The sequence below is a fragment of the Paroceanicella profunda genome (assembly GCF_005887635.2).
In the GTDB taxonomy this organism is placed as follows: domain Bacteria; phylum Pseudomonadota; class Alphaproteobacteria; order Rhodobacterales; family Rhodobacteraceae; genus Paroceanicella; species Paroceanicella profunda.
The window spans coordinates 571340-587994 of the sequence record NZ_CP040818.1 but is presented as its reverse complement, the minus strand read 5'-3'; the positions used below and the strand labels follow the sequence as shown (position 1 = coordinate 587994).

15 protein-coding genes are annotated in these 16655 nt (G+C 70.5%); 4 read left to right on the top strand and 11 right to left on the bottom strand.

Going from position 1 to position 16655, the window contains the following annotated elements; translation table 11 throughout:
* Positions 1-10: 10 nt before the first annotated feature.
* The 6 genes from pyrG to secG form a co-directional block, all read right to left on the bottom strand.
* Complete coding sequence (gene pyrG, locus FDP22_RS02635; protein ID WP_138576453.1) at positions 11-1654, bottom strand: CTP synthase; 1644 nt, start codon at positions 1652-1654, stop codon at positions 11-13.
* A 178-nt stretch (positions 1655-1832) separates the two neighbouring features.
* Positions 1833-2465 carry a hypothetical protein gene (locus FDP22_RS02630; RefSeq protein WP_138576455.1) on the bottom strand — a complete coding sequence of 211 codons (633 nt, stop codon included), beginning with the start codon at positions 2463-2465 and terminating at the stop codon, positions 1833-1835.
* Positions 2466-2518: 53 nt separating this feature from the next.
* Positions 2519-2866 (bottom strand): lipid-A-disaccharide synthase N-terminal domain-containing protein, encoded by a 348-nt coding sequence (locus FDP22_RS02625; protein WP_239031848.1) that lies wholly within the window; start codon positions 2864-2866, stop codon positions 2519-2521.
* Positions 2863-3642, bottom strand: a complete 780-nt coding sequence (locus tag FDP22_RS02620) for a glycosyltransferase family 2 protein (RefSeq protein WP_205910833.1) — start codon at positions 3640-3642, stop codon at positions 2863-2865. Before FDP22_RS02620 ends, FDP22_RS02625 begins: the two co-directional genes overlap by 4 nt.
* Positions 3643-3691: 49 nt before the next feature.
* Positions 3692-5470, bottom strand: a complete 1779-nt coding sequence (locus tag FDP22_RS02615; RefSeq protein WP_138576457.1) for an ArnT family glycosyltransferase — start codon at positions 5468-5470, stop codon at positions 3692-3694.
* 6 nt (positions 5471-5476) lie between these two features.
* Positions 5477-5845: a preprotein translocase subunit SecG gene (secG, locus tag FDP22_RS02610; protein WP_138576459.1), complete on the bottom strand. Its 369-nt coding sequence runs from the start codon at positions 5843-5845 to the stop codon at positions 5477-5479.
* Positions 5846-6099: 254 nt separating this feature from the next.
* On the opposite strand from secG, the gene FDP22_RS02605 reads away from it, so the two are divergent.
* Together FDP22_RS02605 and FDP22_RS02600 are read left to right on the top strand one after the other, a co-directional pair.
* The gene (locus tag FDP22_RS02605; RefSeq protein ID WP_138576461.1) at positions 6100-6678 is read left to right on the top strand and encodes a YqaA family protein; all 579 of its coding nucleotides are present in this window, start codon (positions 6100-6102) and stop codon (positions 6676-6678) included.
* A gap of 12 nt (positions 6679-6690) precedes the next feature.
* Positions 6691-7170, top strand: coding sequence for a disulfide bond formation protein B (locus tag FDP22_RS02600; RefSeq protein WP_138576463.1), 480 nt, complete (start codon positions 6691-6693; stop codon positions 7168-7170).
* A 102-nt stretch (positions 7171-7272) separates the two neighbouring features.
* Here FDP22_RS02600 and FDP22_RS02595 read toward each other — a convergent pair whose 3' ends face one another.
* The gene (locus FDP22_RS02595; protein WP_138576465.1) at positions 7273-7857 is read right to left on the bottom strand and encodes an HNH endonuclease; all 585 of its coding nucleotides are present in this window, start codon (positions 7855-7857) and stop codon (positions 7273-7275) included.
* 194 nt (positions 7858-8051) lie between these two features.
* Entirely contained in the window at positions 8052-9161 is a 1110-nt protein-coding gene (locus FDP22_RS02590) for a cystathionine gamma-lyase (RefSeq protein ID WP_138576467.1), read from the bottom strand.
* Positions 9162-9493: 332 nt separating this feature from the next.
* On the opposite strand from FDP22_RS02590, the gene FDP22_RS02585 reads away from it, so the two are divergent.
* Entirely contained in the window at positions 9494-9709 is a 216-nt protein-coding gene (locus FDP22_RS02585) for a DUF1127 domain-containing protein (protein ID WP_138576469.1), read from the top strand.
* Positions 9710-9891: 182 nt separating this feature from the next.
* On the opposite strand, the gene FDP22_RS02580 is transcribed toward FDP22_RS02585, so the two are convergent.
* Positions 9892-12351, bottom strand: coding sequence for an ATP-dependent helicase (locus FDP22_RS02580; RefSeq protein WP_138576471.1), 2460 nt, complete (start codon positions 12349-12351; stop codon positions 9892-9894).
* A 142-nt stretch (positions 12352-12493) separates the two neighbouring features.
* Here FDP22_RS02580 and FDP22_RS02575 point away from each other — a divergent pair, with 142 nt between their 5' ends.
* On the top strand, positions 12494-13648 hold the full coding sequence (locus FDP22_RS02575) for an alpha-hydroxy acid oxidase (RefSeq protein WP_138576473.1): 1155 nt from the start codon (positions 12494-12496) through the stop codon (positions 13646-13648).
* 672 nt (positions 13649-14320) lie between these two features.
* On the opposite strand, the gene choV is transcribed toward FDP22_RS02575, so the two are convergent.
* Positions 14321-15385 (bottom strand): choline ABC transporter ATP-binding protein, encoded by a 1065-nt coding sequence (gene choV / locus FDP22_RS02570; protein WP_138576475.1) that lies wholly within the window; start codon positions 15383-15385, stop codon positions 14321-14323.
* Entirely contained in the window at positions 15382-16218 is an 837-nt protein-coding gene (gene choW, locus FDP22_RS02565) for a choline ABC transporter permease subunit (RefSeq protein ID WP_138576477.1), read from the bottom strand. Before choW ends, choV begins: the two co-directional genes overlap by 4 nt.
* Positions 16219-16655 lie beyond the last annotated feature (437 nt).

Below are 16655 nucleotides of genomic sequence, written 5' to 3'. Positions count from 1 at the left end.
GACACGGTCTTCAGACCAGCCGCGACTGCTCCACCGCGGCGCGCACGAAATCCGCGAAGAGCGGGTGCGGCTCCAGCGGCTTCGACTTGAGCTCCGGATGGAACTGCACGCCGACGAACCACGGATGGTCCGGGATCTCGACGATCTCCGGCAGGCGGCCGTCCGGCGACAGGCCGGAGAAGCACAGCCCGTTCTCCTCCAGCGTCTGGCGATAGCGGATGTCGACCTCGAAACGGTGGCGATGGCGCTCGGAAATCGTGGTGTTGCCGTAGATTTCGGCGACATGCGAATCCTTCTTCAGCGTCGCGGTATAGGCGCCCAGCCGCATGGTGCCGCCCTTGTCGTCGGCGAGATCGCGGATGACCTTGCGGTTGCCCTCGAGCCATTCCTTCATGTGGTAGATGACCGGCTCGAACCGCTTGTCGCCGGTCTCGACATCGAACTCCTCGGAGCCGGCCCGTTCGATGCCGCCGAGCGAGCGCAGCGCTTCCACGACCGCCATCTGCATGCCGAGGCAGATGCCCATGTAGGGGATCCGGCGTTCGCGCGCGAAACGCGCGGCGCGCACCATGCCCTCGGTGCCACGCTCGCCGAAGCCGCCGGGCACCAGGATCGCGTGCAGGTTTTCCAGATAGGCTGCCGGGTCCTCGCGCTCGAAGATCTCGGCGTCGATCCACTCCGCCCGCACCTTCACCCGGTTGCGGATGCCGCCATGCGTCAGCGCCTCGGCAATGGATTTGTAGGCGTCCTCGAGCTGGGTGTACTTGCCCACGATGCCGACGCGCACCTCACCGTCCGGATTCTCGATCCGGTCGCAGACCTCCTCCCAGCGGGCAAGGTCGGGCCGTGGCGCGGGCGAGATGCTGAACGCGTCGAGGATGGCCTGGTCCAGGCCCACGGCGTGGAAGGCGGTGGGCGCCTCGTAGATGGAGGTGAGATCCATCGCCGGGATCACCGCTTCCTTGCGCACGTTGCAGAACAGCGCGATCTTCTCGCGCTCGCGCTCCGGGATCTCCCGGTCCGTGCGACAGACGAGCACGTCCGGCGCGAGGCCGATGGAGCGCATCTCCTTCACCGAATGCTGGGTCGGCTTGGTCTTCAGCTCACCGGAGGCGGCCACGTAGGGCAGCAGGGTGAGATGCATGAACACGCATTGGCCGCGCGGCTTTTCCTGCGCGAACTGGCGGATGGCCTCGAAGAAGGGCAGGCCCTCGATGTCGCCGACGGTGCCGCCGATCTCGCAGAGCATGAAGTCGACCTCATCCTCTCCGATCGAGATGAAGTCCTTGATTTCATTGGTGACGTGCGGAATCACCTGGATGGTGCGGCCGAGGTAGTCCCCCCGGCGCTCCTTCTCGAGCACGTTGGAGTAGATCCGGCCGGAGGAGATCGAATCGGTCCTGCGCGCCGCGACGCCGGTGAAGCGTTCGTAGTGGCCGAGGTCGAGATCGGTTTCCGCCCCGTCGTCGGTCACGAAGACCTCGCCATGTTCGAAGGGCGACATCGTGCCGGGGTCGACGTTGAGGTAGGGGTCGAGCTTGCGCAGCCGCACGGAATATCCCCGTGCCTGCAGCAACGCGCCGAGAGCCGCGGCGGTGAGCCCCTTTCCGAGTGAGGAGACAACCCCGCCGGTGATGAAGATGAAGCGCGCCATTGCTCGATATTTCCCGTTCTGCGGGCTGCACGACGCAATGTTGCGCAGCCATGAATGCTGTATCACGGGATTTGAGGACTACTGGATTCGGGGGGCCGCGGCAAGCCGAACCCGACATGTTGTGGCAAATTGTCGGCCGCCGGCTTCGCGGCAGGCTCCGTCGCCCCGTGGGCCCCCCTCAGTCGGGGCGCAGCAAGCCGGCGGAAATGCGGCGCAGGCGCTCGGAAAAATCCGCCGCGTCTGGGGGCGGAGCGTCCGGGTCCGGGCCGGCCTCATGACGCAGGAGGCGGGCATATTCGCAGAACACGCGGCGAAACTGGCTGGTTTCCAGCATGATCCAGGTGGCCAGCGAACGGTAGGCGCCGCGGCGCAGGATGGGGTTGGTCATCGCCTGGTGCGTCACGATCTGGTCCATGAAGCTCAGCGACAGGTCGTGATAGGCCGCGTCGATCCACAGCATCGACGTGTTGTGCCGGGCCAGCAGCAGGGCCAGGTCCTCCAGCCCGGAGAGGTAGGTGTCGCCGAACTTGCCGGGCAGGATGTTGCGCAGATGCGCCTCCGCCAGCCTGCGGCACAGCGTCATGTCGCGGACGGCGAAGCGGCTGTCGATCGCGTCATGCGTGGTGAGAAAGCGCAGCATGTCGTCGGCGAACGTCTCGCGCCGGGCCAGCAGAAGGTGGCGAAGCCCCGGATATTCCTCCGTGAAGCGCGCGTCGAGCCGGAAGGCATCGCGCAGCCGCGCCTCCAGCCCCGGCGGCCTCAGGAAGGGTTTGTAGGCCAGGCGGAGGTCTTCGTACTCAAGTGTTTCCATCGTGCGGTCCCCGATACACGCGCCGACGATAGAGAGGAGCGGTTAATCATGTATCAAGCGCGGGGGCCGCGCGGGCCGGCGGCGGAATGTTCGATGCGCCGGGTGCCGCGGATGAGCCACAGGTTGCGCCCGTAGACGATGAAGCCGAAGAGCTGCGCGGAGATGATCACCACGTCCTCGCGTAGCGCGCCATAGGCCAGCAGCAGGACCGAGCCGGCCAGCGACAGCCACCAGAACGACACCGGCACCACCGAGGCGCGGGCGCGCTCGGAGGCCACCCATTGCACCAGCATCCGCGCCATGAAGATGCCCTGGGCAAGCAGGCCGAACAGGGCCAGCCACACGCCCCACCAGCTGTCCACGAGCAGCAGCCGCATCAGCCAGTGCGGGGCATCGGTCATGCCGCGTCGCCTCCGGCGGGCAGGCGGGCGGCCGCGCCCTGCCAGGCGTCGGAATGGACCACCCGTTGCACCTTGCGCCGCCGCAGCAGCCACCAGACCCCGACGAGATCGAGAACCCCGACCATCGCCCGGCCGAAATTCGTGTAGTTCGAGCGGCCTTCGGCGCGGGCGCGATGTGTCACGTCCACGAGAACGATCTGGTAACCTTCCCGCTTCACCATGGCCGGCAGATAGCGGTGAATATGGTCGAAGAACGGGAGGGACAGGAAAACCTGGCGTGGAAAGGCCTTCAGCCCGCAGCCGGTGTCGCGGGTGTCATCCTTCAGCAGCCTGCGGCGCAGGGCGTTCGCGGCGCGTGAGCCGAGGCGCTTGGAGGCGGTGTCCTGCCGGTCAACCCGCTGCCCGGCGACGAGGCCGACGGTGCCGGTGGTGTCCGCCAGCAGCGGGGCAAGGAGGTTGGGCAGTTCGGAGGGCGGGTTCTGCCCGTCTCCGTCGAGCGTGCAGCAGACAGGCGCCGTGGCCGCGCGCACGCCGGAGAGCACGGCGGCGGACTGGCCGCAGCTCGCGGCGTGGCGGACTTCGCGCAGCCAGGGGAAGCGGGCGCGCGTGCGGGCGATGGCGCCGGCGGTGTCGTCGGTGGAGCCGTCGTTGACGAAGATCACCTCGAAGGGTGCCAGCGGGGCCATCGCCGCGCCGATCTCCTCGGCCAGCGTTGCCACGTTCAGCTCTTCATTCTTCATGGGCGCGATCACGGTCACGCGCGGTGTCTCGGTCATGCCTCTGGGCTCCCTCGGTTGCGGCGGAGAATAGCGGGCCTTGGGCCGCTTATCCAGACGGCGGTTGGATGGCGGCGCCGGTGGCGTCCGGGCCCGGCGGCGGCGCGTCGGCCCGGGGGGCGGGGGCGGGCGTGCACCCCGCGAGGCGGGGGTCGCCGGGCCGGGCCACCAGGTGGAGGGTGGTCGGCTTGCCGCGGTTGTAGTTGAAGCCGTGGATCGTCTGCAGGGTGGTCAGCGGCAGGTTTTGCTCGGCGATGAACCGGTCGAGCGCGAAGCCGCGGCTCTCCTCGAAGAACACCAGCCAGCCATCCTGGCTGCGCAGCAGGTCGGCGGCTTCCCCGGCATCGGCGAGCATCGTGTCGGTGCCGCCGGCGACCACGAGGCTGGGCTCGCGGTAGCCGACGGAGACCAGCGGCCGGTCGGTGCAGGCATCGAAGCGGGCGCGGGCCTCCGCGAGGCGCGGGCTCAGGAACACGGAGTGCAGCGCCGGAAGGGTGTATTGCAGGATGGAGGCGTAGAGGCAGAGGCCGGCGATGAGCGCACTGCCGATGTAGGCGTGCACCTGCATCCGCGCGATGGCCCGGGCCCCCAGTGCCACCGCGCCGAGGGCGAGGAGCGCGAGAAGCACGCCGGGCGCGGAGACCGTGCCTTCCAACACCGTCGGCCCGATCAGCCCGGCGAGGCCCAGCAGGCCGCCCACCAGGGCGAAGAGCCCGGCGGCGAACAGGGGGCGCAGCCGGCCGGGAACGGCACGGTCAGGCGCCGTCGCCCAGAGGGCGATCATTCCGGCCAGCGCCGGCAGGATCGGCAGGATGTAATGCGGCAGCTTGGTGGAGACGAGGGCGAACACCAGCCAGAAGGGCAATGCCCAGCCGAGCAGGAAGCGCATCGCGGTGCTGGCCCGGGCGCGCCACACGAAGGGCGCGGCGAAGAGCGCCAGCGGCGTCCAGGGCCAGAACGTGCCCCAGACCGTGGCGAGGTAATAGCCCGGCGGGCCCCAGTGCTTCTCGGCGCCGGCGGTCACCTTGCCGAGCAGGTCGGTACCCACGGCCTCGTCGAAGAAGGCGCCGCCGGTGCGCAGCCAGATGGCCACCGCCCAGGGCAGGGTGAGCAGGATGAGCAGGCCGAATCCGGGCAGCGGCTTCAGCTCCAGCAACCGGCGCGGCGCCCGTTCGGTGACCGTGAGCCAGAGCAGCGTGCCGCCGGCGGAGAGCAGGATCACCGGCCCCTTCACCAGCACGCCCAGCCCCAGGGCCCCCCAGAACAGCAGGTGGCGCCAGTCGAACCGGGTCACCGCGCGGGTGCGGATGCGCGCCAGGGCGCCTTGCGCGAGCATCACGCAGGCGAGCAGGGTGGCATCGGTCTTGGCGATATGGCCTTCGACGACCACCAGCAGCGCGGTGGAGACCATGGCCCCGGCGAGCGTGGCCGCGCGCTGGCCGGCGAGCGGCAGCAGGGTCCAGATGGTGAGCAGGCCGGCGAGGAACACCGCCAGGGCCGAGGGCAGCCGATAGGCCCAGACCGGTGCCTGCGCCCCGCCGAAGGCGGAGGCCGAGGCGGCCTGCAGCCAGTAGATGCCGGCGGGCTTCTTCCAGCGCGGCTCGTCCTGGAAGCGGATGTCGATCAGGTCGCCCGTCTCGATCATCTGGCGGGAGGCCTGCACGAAGCGGCTCTCGTCGCGGTCGGTGGGCGGCAGGGCCGCGAGGCCGGGCAGCAGGGTGAGCAGGGCCAGCAGCCCGATCAGGGCCGCCCGCCGCGGGGCGCTGGCCTCGGCCCAGCCGAGAGCGGCCAGCGCCGCCGTCTCGATGCGCCCTGGCAGGCCCTGCACGGAAGGTTATTCCGCGGGGGGAGGCGCGAGCGGCTGGTCGGACCCGGTGCCGGAGGCAGGCGGCAGAACCGGTGCGGGCGCGTCGATCTGGGGGGCGGTGCCGGTGGTGTCCGGCGGCAGGATGGTGTCGAGCACCGAGCGGTCCGAGCTGTGCGACGCCGCGAGGATGGTCAGGGTGACGGAGGTGACGATGAACGCCGCCGCGAGGCCCCAGGTGACCTTGGAGAGGGCCGTTGCCGCACCGCGGCTCGAGACCAGCCCGCCGCCGCCGCCACCGCCCATGCCGAGGGCGCCGCCCTCCGAGCGCTGCAGCAGGACGATTCCGATCAGGAACACGGCGATGATGAGATGGACAGTCAGAATGACATTTTCCATGTAACCAGAGGTCCCTTCAGCCAGTCACCGGACGCGAGACGCCCGGACTCCGTATCCGGACCCCGCGCGGGGCCCGACCGGGGGCGTTTTAGCCAACCGGCGCGGGATTGTCGAACGGAAATCCCGGGCCCCGCCCCCCGCCGCGCCGGGATCGGGGCGCCGCGGGCGCGGAGCGATCACGGCGGGGCTGCGAAACCGTGATCGCAGCGCAGCATTGAGTGGACAGGCTGCCCCCCTGCTGCTAGCGGTTTGCCATGCTCAGAGCCCTTTACGACAGAGTGATCACCCTTGCCGGCCACCGCCACGCGCTGTGGTTCCTGGCGGCGATCAGTTTCGTGGAGAGCTCGGTCTTCCCCATCCCGCCCGACGTGCTGCTGGTGCCGATGATCATCGCGCGTCCGCGTCGCGCCTGGCTCATCGCGGGTGTCTGCACCCTGGCCTCGGTGCTGGGCGGCATGCTGGGCTACCTCATCGGCTCGGAGCTCTTCGATCTCGTCGGCAAGCCGGTGCTGGATTTCTACGGCAAGGGCGCGCAGTTCCGCGAATTCGCCGCCACGTTCAACGAATACGGGGCCTGGGCGGTGCTGGTCGCGGGGGTGACGCCATTTCCCTACAAGGTCATCACAATCGCCTCCGGGGCGACGGGGCTCAATCTCGCCGTATTCACTCTGGCGAGCATCATCGCGCGCGCGTTGCGCTTCTTCGTGATCGCCGCGCTGTTGTGGAAGTTCGGCCCGCCGGTGCGCGACTTCATTGAGCGGAGGCTGGGGCTGGTGGCCACCGTTTCGGTGGTCCTGCTGTTCGGCGGCTTCCTGCTTGTGAAACTTTTCTGAGGAGTACTGAAGATGTCGGCACGCGTGCTAACCGCCGTCCGGGCGCGGGGCCTTGTCGCGACGCTCGGCTCGGCGGCCCTGCTGGGCGGGGCGCTGGCGTTCCAGGTGTTCGGCGGGCTGACGCCTTGCGAGATGTGCATCTGGCAGCGCTGGCCGCACGGCATCGCCATCGCCCTGGGCCTTGCGGTGATCCTCACCGGCTCGCGCCGGCTGGCGGGGCTGGCGGCGGTCGTGCTGGCGGTGAGCGCCGGGCTGGGCCTGTTCCACGCGGGTGTCGAGCAGGGCTGGTGGCAGGGGCCGATGGCCTGCACCTCCTCGGGCGTGGAGGGCATGTCCACCAATGACCTGATGGCGCAGATCATGGCGGCGCCGCTGGTGCGCTGCGACGAGATCGCCTGGTCGTTCCTCGACCTGTCGATGGCGGCGTGGAACGGCGTGTTCTCCGCCGTGCTGGTTCTGGTCTGGCTCTCGGCGGCCCGCGCGCGGCGCTGAGGGCAGGGGCGGTCGGGCGTGGCGTGCCTCGCGCGGCCGGCAGGCTCCGGCCACCGGGTGGGGCAGGCCTCCCCTGCCGGAGGGGCGGGGCGGCAGGGCCGGTCAGGCGTCCAGTTCGGCATCCCAGTAGAGATAGTCCAGCCAGCTGTCGTGCAGGAAGTTGGGCGGGAATTTCCGGCCCACGTTCTGCAGTTGCTCCGGCGAGGGCCGCATCGCCGGCTGGCGCAGGCGCATCCCGGATTGTTTCAGCGTCTTGTTGCCCTTGCGCAGGTTGCACGGCGAGCAGGAGGCGACGACGTTCTCCCACGTCGTGCGCCCGCCGCGGGAGCGGGGCACCACATGGTCGAAGGTCATCTCCCCGCGGGAACCGCAGTACTGGCAGGTGAATTCGTCGCGCAGGAACAGGTTGAACCGGGTGAAGGCCGCCATGCGGGCCGGCTTCACATAGTCGCGCAGCACCACGACCGAGGGCAGGCGGATCTCGGTCGAGGGGCTGCGCACCGTCACGTCGTATTCGGCGATGATCTGCACCCGGTCGAGCCAGGCAGCCTTCACGGCTTCCTGCCACGGCCACAACGACAGCGGGAAGTAGGACAACGGCCGGAAGTCCGCGTTCAGCACCAGTGCGGGGTGTTCCCGCAGGGCCGCCGGGCTCCTTACGAAATTGGTCGAGAAGTCGGTATTCATCAGCAACTGGGCCTCCGTCCTGTCGCCACCCCGATCGGGTGCCAGGACGGGACGCGCCCGTCCCAGTTAGGGCCACTATATCTGGCCTTCACATTCGCGCAAGCCCTCCAGATACAGTGTCGGGCCAGGCGACACCCCCTTTTATCCACAGGGGATGACGCTTTCTTGACGCGCGTCCGGGCGCCGGGAGCGGCTCAGCCGGGCAGGGCTGCGGCGAAGGCGGACCAGAGCGCTTCGGTCGGTTCGCACCCCACGGAGAGCCGCACGAAGCCCGGGGCAACCGCGTCGCCCCAGCGCGCCCGGCGCTCGGCGGAGGAGTGCACGCCGCCGAAACTGGTGGTCGCGGCCAGGGCCGGGCAGCCGGTGATGAAGGCCTCCGCCGCCTCCGCGCTCTCCAGCGAGAGCGAAATGATGAAGCCGAAGGCCGACATCTGCCGCGCCGCGATCTCGTGCGAGGGGTCCGAGGCGAGCCCGGGATAGCGCACGCTCTGCACGGCCGGATGCTCCGCGAAGCGCCCGGCGATCACCCCGGCGGAGCGGCACATGCGCTCCAGCCGCACGTCGAGCGTTTCCAGCCCGCGGTGGGTGAGCCAGGCCTCGAAGGGCCCCGCGATGGCGCCCGACAGGGTGCGCCAGTCCCGGATCGGCTGCATCAGGGCCGCGTCGCGCCCGGCCACATGGCCGAGCAGCACGTCGGAATGCCCGGCGCTCGACTTCGTGTCCGACATCACCACCAGGTCGGCGCCGAGGTCCAGCGGCTGCTGGAGATAGGCGGTGCAGGTGGTGTTGTCGACGACGGTCACCACGCCCGCCGGCCGGGCCCGCGCCGCGAAGGCGCGGATGTCGCACACGTCCAGGCCCGGGTTCGAGGGGGTTTCGATGAAGGCCATGGCCAGGCCGTCGAGCGGGGTGGTGGCGAAGTCGCGCGTTGGCAGGAACACCGGTTCCACGCCCAGTTTCACCAGGAACCGCTCCAGCAGCACGCGCCCGGTGTAGTACCCGTCCGAGGGCATCAGCACCCGGTCGCCGGATTTCAGGTGGGCGTAGAACACTGCCGCGATCGCCGCCATGCCGGAGGGGAAGACGATGCACTCCGCCGCCTCGATCACCGCGAGCTGGGCCTCCAGTTCCTGCCAGACAGGGGTGGAGAACCGGCCATAGGTGAACTCGGCCTGCGGGTCTCCCGGCAGGTGGAACACGCTCGACAGGGTGAGCGGCAGCGACAGCGGGTCGCCCTTGCGCAGGGCTTCGGAACGGTGATGCAGCAGGGTGAGGGCGCGGTCGTCACGCGGGGGGGTGGTCATGCGGGGATCTCCATCGGTCTTGCGCGCTGACGGTACCCCAGCGGGGCGCCCGCGCAACGCGAAATCGCGATGCCGCGGGGCGGGGTGCGCCATGCTGCGGCGCAGCATGGGAGAATCCGCGTCTGGTGCAGGGCTGGTGGCGGGCCGGGAAGGCCGCCGAGCGCCAAAAGCTGAACATATTCATTAAATATCGGTGCGGGCCTGCCGTGGAAGCCATTCGCTCAGCGCAAGGCGGGTCTTCGGTATTGCTGCATTGCAAAATCACCGATTCCGACGATGTTTAGAGCCAAGAGACGCGGCACTGCCGCCCGACCCGATCAGGAGATACCGCCATGTCCACCACCACCTTCGCCTCCGCTCCGGCAACCGGTCGTCTGCGCGCGGCCATCGATGCCGTGTTCGACGTGTTCGCCTCGCTGGGTGAGGGGCTCTCGGCCGCGCATGAGTATGAGCGCCTGTCGCGCCTGTCCGACGCTGCGCTGGCCGCGCGCGGCCTCAACCGCGAGACGCTGAGCCAGGACGTGTTCCGCACCTTCCTGAGCCGCTGAGCCGTCCCGGCGGCCCGCCGCCGCGCCTTTGCGCGGCGGTTGTGAAGTGCATGCTTGCCACGCGGGCCTGACGGACCAGGCCTTCCATGGCCTGCGCCCCCATGGGCTGACGGAACCCGGTCAGCCGGCCTCCGCGCCGGGGGCTGCGAGGATGGGCTGACGCCCGGCCCGGGCGGGGCCGTTCAGAACGGCGCTTCGTCCGCCGCGGTCACGAAGCTTCCCACGACACGCTTGGTTCCGGCCTTGTCGAACTCGATGGTGAGCTTGTCGCCCTCGATCTCCATCACCTCGCCATAGCCGAATTTCTGGTGGAACACGCGCTCGCCGATCTTGCGCGCGCTCACCGCCTTCGCGTCGATCACCAGGTTGCGCGACTCGCGCGGCTGGCTGGTGCCGTGCTGGCCGCGCCGGGCCTGCATCCGCGCCCAGCCCGGCGAATTGTAGACATTCGCCTGCGCCGCGCGCTGCTCCAGGTCGGTGCCGCGCATCACGCCGGGAAGGCCGGCCGCCTCGGTAAAGCCGCCGCCCGGCGACGAGGCGCCGAAGCTGCCGCCGTAGAGGCCCGGCGGCGTCAGCACGTCGACATGGGACTTCGGCAACTCGTCGATAAAGCGTGACGGCAGCGCGGATTGCCAGCGCCCGTAGACATGCCGGTTCGCCGCGAAGGAGATGGTGAGATGCTCCTCCGCCCGGGTGATGCCCACGTAGGCGAGGCGGCGCTCCTCCTCCAGCCCCTTCAGCCCGCTCTCGTCCATCGAGCGCTGCGAGGGGAAGAGCCCGTCCTCCCAGCCCGGCAGGAACACGGCCGGAAATTCCAGCCCCTTCGCGCCGTGCAGGGTCATGATCGACACCTTTGGGGCGCTCTCGTCCTGCTCGTTGTCCATCACGAGGGCGACGTGCTCGAGGAAGCCCTGCAGGTTCTCGAACTCCTCCAGCGCCTGCACCAGCTCCTTGATGTTCTCCAGCCGGCCCGGCGCCTCCGGCGACTTGTCGGTGCGCCACATCTCGGTGTAGCCGCTCTCGTCGAGGATGATCTGCGCCAGTTCGACATGGGTGAGGGGGCCGTCGGTCTCCGGCCGGTCGTCGCTCACCAGCACCTCGCCGTCCGCCACCGTGCCGGCGCCGAGCGCGCGGTTCCAGGCGCGCCAGCGGTCGAAGCCCGCGACCAGTTCGCCGAGCGCCTTGCGCGCCTTCGCGGAGAGGCCGCCGGCCTCCACCAGCATCCGCGCGCCCTCCAGCAGCGAGACGCCGTTTTCGCGCGCGATGCGGTTGATCTCCTGCTGGGCCTTGTCGCCGATGCCGCGCTTGGGCGTGTTCACGATGCGCTCGAAGGCGAGCCCGTCATCGGGCGAGACGACGACGCGGAAATAGGCCATCGCGTCACGGATCTCGGCGCGCTCGTAGAAGCGCGGGCCGCCGATGACGCGGTAGGGCAGGCCGATGGTCAGGAACCGGTCCTCGAAGGCGCGCATCTGGAAGGAGGCGCGCACCAGGATGGCGATGCCGTCGGCCGACACCGGGGCGTGGCCCCGGGTGCCGCGGGTGAGCGCCTCGATCTCCTCGCCGATCCAGCGGGCTTCCTCCTCGCCGTCCCAATGGCCGATGAGCCGGACCTTCTCGCCCTCGGGCGAATCGGTCCAGAGGGTCTTGCCCAGCCGGCTCTCGTTCTGGTGGATGACCGAGGAGGCCGCGGCGAGGATATGCGGGGTGGAGCGGTAGTTCTGCTCCAGCCGGATGACTGCCGCGCCGGGGAAATCCTTCTCGAACTTCAGGATGTTGCCCACTTCCGCGCCGCGCCAGCCGTAGATGGACTGGTCGTCGTCGCCCACGCAGCAGATGTTGCGGTGGCCCTGCGCGAGCAGGCGCAGCCACAGGTACTGGGCGACGTTGGTGTCCTGATACTCGTCCACCAGGATGTAGCGGAACCAGCGCTGGTATTTCGCCAGCACGTCCGGGTGCATGAGGAAGATCTGCACGACATGCAGCAGCAGGTCGCCGAAATCCGCCGCGTTGAGGGTCTTCAGCCGGGCCTGGTAGGCGGCGTAAAGCTCCGCCCCGCGGCCGTCATATTGCCCGGATTCGTCGGCCGGCACCTTGTCCGGGGTCCAGGCGCGGTTCTTCCAGCGGTCGATCAGCGAGGCCAGCAGCCGCGACGGCCAGCGCTTGTCGTCGATGCCCTCGGCCTGGATGATCTGCTTCATCAGGCGCAGCTGGTCATCCGAATCCAGAATGGTGAAGTTGGATTTCAGCCCCACCAGTTCCGCGTGGGCGCGCAGGATGCGCACGCACAGCGAGTGGAAGGTGCCCAGCCAGGGCATGCCCTCGATCACCCCGCCCACCAGCGCGCCGATGCGGGACTTCATCTCGCGCGCGGCCTTGTTGGTGAAGGTGACGGCGAGAATCTCGTGCGGGCGGGCGCGGCCGGTGTTGAGCAGGTGCGCGATGCGTGCGGTGAGCGCCCGGGTCTTGCCCGTGCCCGCGCCGGCGAGCACCAGCACGGGGCCGTCCAGCTGCTCCACCGCGGCGCGTTGCGGCGCGTTCAGCGTGTCCAGATAGGGCGCCGGGCGCGCGGCCATGGCCTGCGCGCTGAGGCTCTGTGCCTCCCAGGCGGTGAAATCGTCGGTTTCGTCCCATTCGCTCATGCCCGGGAAGATAGCCCGGCGGGGGCCCGAGTTAAAGGCCCGTTCGCCGGATGTTCGCGCGCGGCAGTACCGCGCCGCACCGGCTTGTTTTCCGCCCCGCTGCCGCACTAGTCTCGCCCGGCAAGAGAGGGGCCCCCGTTTCATGAACAGTCTCGACAACCGTTTCCCGTCCATCGCCGACCTGCGCGCCCGCGCCGCCTGGCGCATCCCGCATTTCGCCTGGGAGTATCTCGACAGCGGCACCGGGCTCGACATGGCGTCGGAGCGCAACATGTCCGCGCTCCAGGGGGTGCAGATGTGGCCCGGCGTGCTGCATGGCGACGTGCAGCCCCGGCTGGAGACGGAGATCTTCGGCCGGGTGTTCTCCGCGCCCTTCGGCATGGCGCCCGTGGGCCTCACCGGGTTGATGTGGCCGGGCGGCGAGAAGGCGCTGGCGCGGGCCGCCGCCGCCGCCAACATCCCCATGGGCCTCTCCACAGTGGCGAACGCGAACCCGGAGACGGTGGGCCGCCACGTGAACGGCAACGGCTGGTTCCAGCTCTACCCCACCAAGGACGAGGACGTGCGCGAGGACATCATGGCCCGCGCCTGGGGCAACGGGTTCCGCACCCTGCTGGTCACGGTGGACGTGCCGGTCGGCTCGCGCCGCGAGCGGCAGAGGAAGGCCGGCATCCGCGTGCCCCCGGCGAAGGACCTGCTCACGGTCTGGCGGGCGGCGAAATGCCCGGCCTGGTCGGCGGCGCTGCTGCGCGAGGGCATGCCGCGCTTCTGGACGCTGGAGCCCTATGCCGGCAGTTCCGCGGCGCAGACGGTGGCGGAGTTCGCCGGCAGCCAGTTCGACGGCGTGCCGAGCTGGGAGCTGCTCGCCCGCATCCGCGACGCCTGGAAGGGGGCGGTGGTGGTCAAGGGCGTGATGCGCCCGCAGGAGGCCGAGAGGGCCATCGCCCTCGGGGTGGACGGCATCGGCGTGAGCAACCACGGCGGCCGCCAGTTCGACGCCACGCCGGCCGCGATCACCGCGCTTCCCGCCATCAAGGCCGTGGTGGGCGACCGGGCGAAGATCGTCTTCGACAGTGGTCTTCGCAGCGGGCTGGACATCGCCCGCGCCCTCGCGCTCGGCGCCGATTTCTGCCTGCTCGGCCGGGCCTTCATCTACGGCCTCGGCGCCCTCGGCGCGCCCGGTGCAGCGCATGTGATCCACATCCTGCGCCAGGACCTGATCACCAACATGATCCAGATGGGCGCGGAAAGCATCGCGGACCTCCCCTCGGCGCTCGTCTCCCCGCACCCGGTCTGACGCGGAGGCCCGCGAAGGCGCCGCATGCCGCCGCCGGCATGGCGGGAGCGGCGCCGCGTCGCGCGCGGGCGCATGCACGGGAAGCGGGCCGAGGCTGGTGCACCCGCGCGTCGCATCGCGCGCGGGCGCGGCCCGGAGCAGGCTCACGCCGGGACTTTCCCCGCGACGGCCGTGGTGCCGCGCCTGGCACGCGTGCGGCCCGGCGCGCGGGAAGCGAGGGCAACACATCCCCCGGCCGCCTGGCACCGCATTGCGCCTGCATGCGGTCCGGCGCGGACGGGGTGCGGGAACGGAAGGGAACACATCCCACGACCGCATGGTGCCGCGTCGCACCTGCATGGGGTCCGGCGCGGGTGGGGGTGCGGGAACGGAGGGGAACGCGTTCACCGGCCGCATGGTGCCGCGTCGCGCCTGCATGGGGTCCGGCGCGGGTGGGGGCGCGGGAACGAAGGAGAACACGTCCACCGGTCGCATGGTGCCGTGTCGCCCCTGCGTGCGGTCCGGCGCGAACGGGGCGCGGCCTGGCTCTCCGATGGGAGGGCGGGCAGCCCGCCGGAGCGGTCATGCGGGGACGGGCCTGGTGCTCCGTCCCGGGGGGGGGCGCCGCGGCCCGGGCGCTCGGTCTTCCGCCCCGCGCTGAGTGCGGGGCGGGCCGTCGACGGCCCGAGGGGGCTAGATGCCCCCGACGGGACGTTCCTCGCCGTCCGTGCGTCCGGCTCCCGCCAGCGCGCCGAGGATCTCCGCCTCGCCGATCCGTCCCACCGGCGCGCCGTCGCGGGTCACCACGATCTCCCGCCCGCCGTCGAGCCGCAGTGCGATCACCTCGCGCAGCGGTGTCTCCGCCTCCACCGCGATGCTGTCCGGGGGCGGGGGCCCGTCCAGCGCCCGGGCGATCGCCCCGGCGCGCAGCACGCCCAGCGGGTTCATGTGCTGCACGAACTCGGCCACGTAGGCATCCGCCGGCTTGCGCACGATCTCCTGCGGCGTGCCGCATTGCACGATGCGCCCGCCCTCCATGATCGCGATCCGGTCGCCGATCTTGAAGGCCTCGTCCAGGTCATGGCTCACGAAGATGATGGTGCGCCTGAGGTTCTTCTGCAGTTGCAGCAGTTCGTCCTGCAGGCGCGTGCGGATCAGCGGGTCGAGGGCGGAGAAGGGCTCGTCCATCAGCAGGATCGGCGCTTCGGTGGCGAAGGCGCGCGCCAGCCCCACGCGCTGCTGCATGCCGCCCGACAGCTCGCCCACCCGGCGTGTCGCCCAGTCCGACAGGTTCACCAGTGCGAGCTGCGCGCGCACCCGCGCCTCGCGCGTGGCCCGGTCCATCCCGCCCAGCTCCAGCCCCAGCCCCACGTTGTCGGCCACCGAGCGCCAGGGCAGCAGGCCGAACTGCTGGAACACCATCGCGATGCGGGTGAGCCGCAGGCGCCGCAGCGTCGCCGCGTCGGCATGGGTGACGGAGACCATCTCGCCGCCGTCATTCACCCGCACCTCGCCGCGGCACACCGGGTTCAGCCCGTTCACCGCGCGCAGCAGGGTGGACTTGCCGGAGCCCGAGAGGCCCATCAGCACCAGGATCTCGCCCTGCGCCACGTCCAGCGAGCAGTCGTGCACGCCCAGGATCTGCCCGGTATCGGCCTGGATCCTCGCCCGGCTCTGCCCGGCGTCCATCAGCGGCAGGGCGCTCAGCGGCGTCTCGCCGAAGACGATGTTCACCGCGTCGAAGACAACCGCGCTCATTTGCCGTCCTTCCTCTGGAACATCCGCGCCAGCATGATCGCGACCACCGCGATCACGAAGCCGCTCTCGAAGCCGCGCGCCGCGTTCACCCGGTTCAGCGCCCGGATCACCGGCACGCCCAGCCCGTCGGCGGCCACCAGCCCGGCGATCACCACCATGGAGAGCGAGAGCATGATGGTCTGGTTCAGCCCGGCCATGATCTGCGGCAGCGCCGAGGGCACCTCCACCTTCCACAGCACCTGCCTGCGGGTGGCGCCGAAGGCCTGCGCGGCCTCGATCAGCGCCGGCGGCGTGGTGGAGATCCCCAGGTGCGTGAGCCGGATGGAGGCCGGCAGCACGAAGATCACCGTGGCGATCAGCCCCGGCACCATGCCCAGCCCGAAGGCCACGATGATCGGGATGAGGTAGACGAAGGCCGGCACGGTCTGCATCAGGTCCAGCACCGGCAGCATGAACTGCCACACCCGGGGCCGGTGCGCGCCGTAGATGCCCAGCGGCACGCCGATGGCCATGCACAGCGCGCAGGCGAGCGAGACCAGCGACAGCGTCTCCAGGGTTTCCTTCCAGTAACCCTGGTTCATGCAGAACAGGAAGCCCAGGCCCACGAACAGGCAGATCTTCCATGAGCGTTGCAGCCACCAGGCGAAGGCCACGAAGATCGCGATCAGCAGCAGCGGGTGCGGCACGTTCAGCAGCCAGAGCACCGCCTCGATGATCCAGTCCAGCGCGTCGGCCACCGCATCGAAGGCCCAGGCGAAATGCTTCGTGATCCATTTGAACAGCGCGGCCGTCCAGTTGCCGAGCGGGATCTTGTGGTCTGTCAGCCACTCCATGCGGGGTCCTCTCGCGGTCGGGGTCGGGGCGCGCGCTCCGGGGGGCGTGACCGGCCTCCGGGGGGGGCGGGCGCGGGCAGTCGGGTTCGGGTGAGGCGGGGGCAGGCCGGATGCGGCCCGCCGCCGTCATGGTCAGTCAACATCCGGGCCGCCGCGCCGCGACCGCCCGCTTCGGCGGGGCCGGGCCCGGACAGGCCGGGAAGGTTTCCGACCAGCCGGTCCCGCCCCGGTCCACCCTCTGCGGGGCGCCCCCCGCCTGTCAGGTCCGGCTGCGCCGGCATGAAGGACGCGCCCGGGGCCGGAGGCCCTCCGTCGGCTCCGCGACGGCCTGCCGGGGGGGGGGCGGGCCGGTCCGTCTCGGCGCCCCGGGGGCCGTCGGGCGTGGTCGGCTCGGGCGCGGGCGACGGGCGGGGGGGCTCCGGGGCCGGGCCGGACGC

Bases quoted from the DNA above. Each gene is read 5' to 3' on its own strand.
- FDP22_RS02620 (WP_205910833.1), bottom strand. From the start codon at position 3,642: ATGACCGAGACACCGCGCGTGACCGTGATCGCGCCCATGAAGAATGAA.
- FDP22_RS02600 (WP_138576463.1), top strand. From the start codon at position 6,691: ATGTCGGCACGCGTGCTAACCGCCGTCCGGGCGCGGGGCCTTGTCGCG.
- FDP22_RS02625 (WP_239031848.1), bottom strand. From the start codon at position 2,866: ATGACCGATGCCCCGCACTGGCTGATGCGGCTGCTGCTCGTGGACAGC.
- FDP22_RS02605 (WP_138576461.1), top strand. From the start codon at position 6,100: ATGCTCAGAGCCCTTTACGACAGAGTGATCACCCTTGCCGGCCACCGC.
- pyrG (WP_138576453.1), bottom strand. From the start codon at position 1,654: ATGGCGCGCTTCATCTTCATCACCGGCGGGGTTGTCTCCTCACTCGGA.
- secG (WP_138576459.1), bottom strand. From the start codon at position 5,845: ATGGAAAATGTCATTCTGACTGTCCATCTCATCATCGCCGTGTTCCTG.
- FDP22_RS02590 (WP_138576467.1), bottom strand. From the start codon at position 9,161: ATGACCACCCCCCCGCGTGACGACCGCGCCCTCACCCTGCTGCATCAC.
- choV (WP_138576475.1), bottom strand. From the start codon at position 15,385: ATGAGCGCGGTTGTCTTCGACGCGGTGAACATCGTCTTCGGCGAGACG.
- FDP22_RS02595 (WP_138576465.1), bottom strand. From the start codon at position 7,857: ATGAATACCGACTTCTCGACCAATTTCGTAAGGAGCCCGGCGGCCCTG.
- FDP22_RS02585 (WP_138576469.1), top strand. From the start codon at position 9,494: ATGTCCACCACCACCTTCGCCTCCGCTCCGGCAACCGGTCGTCTGCGC.
- FDP22_RS02630 (WP_138576455.1), bottom strand. From the start codon at position 2,465: ATGGAAACACTTGAGTACGAAGACCTCCGCCTGGCCTACAAACCCTTC.
- choW (WP_138576477.1), bottom strand. From the start codon at position 16,218: ATGGAGTGGCTGACAGACCACAAGATCCCGCTCGGCAACTGGACGGCC.
- FDP22_RS02575 (WP_138576473.1), top strand. From the start codon at position 12,494: ATGAACAGTCTCGACAACCGTTTCCCGTCCATCGCCGACCTGCGCGCC.
- FDP22_RS02580 (WP_138576471.1), bottom strand. From the start codon at position 12,351: ATGAGCGAATGGGACGAAACCGACGATTTCACCGCCTGGGAGGCACAG.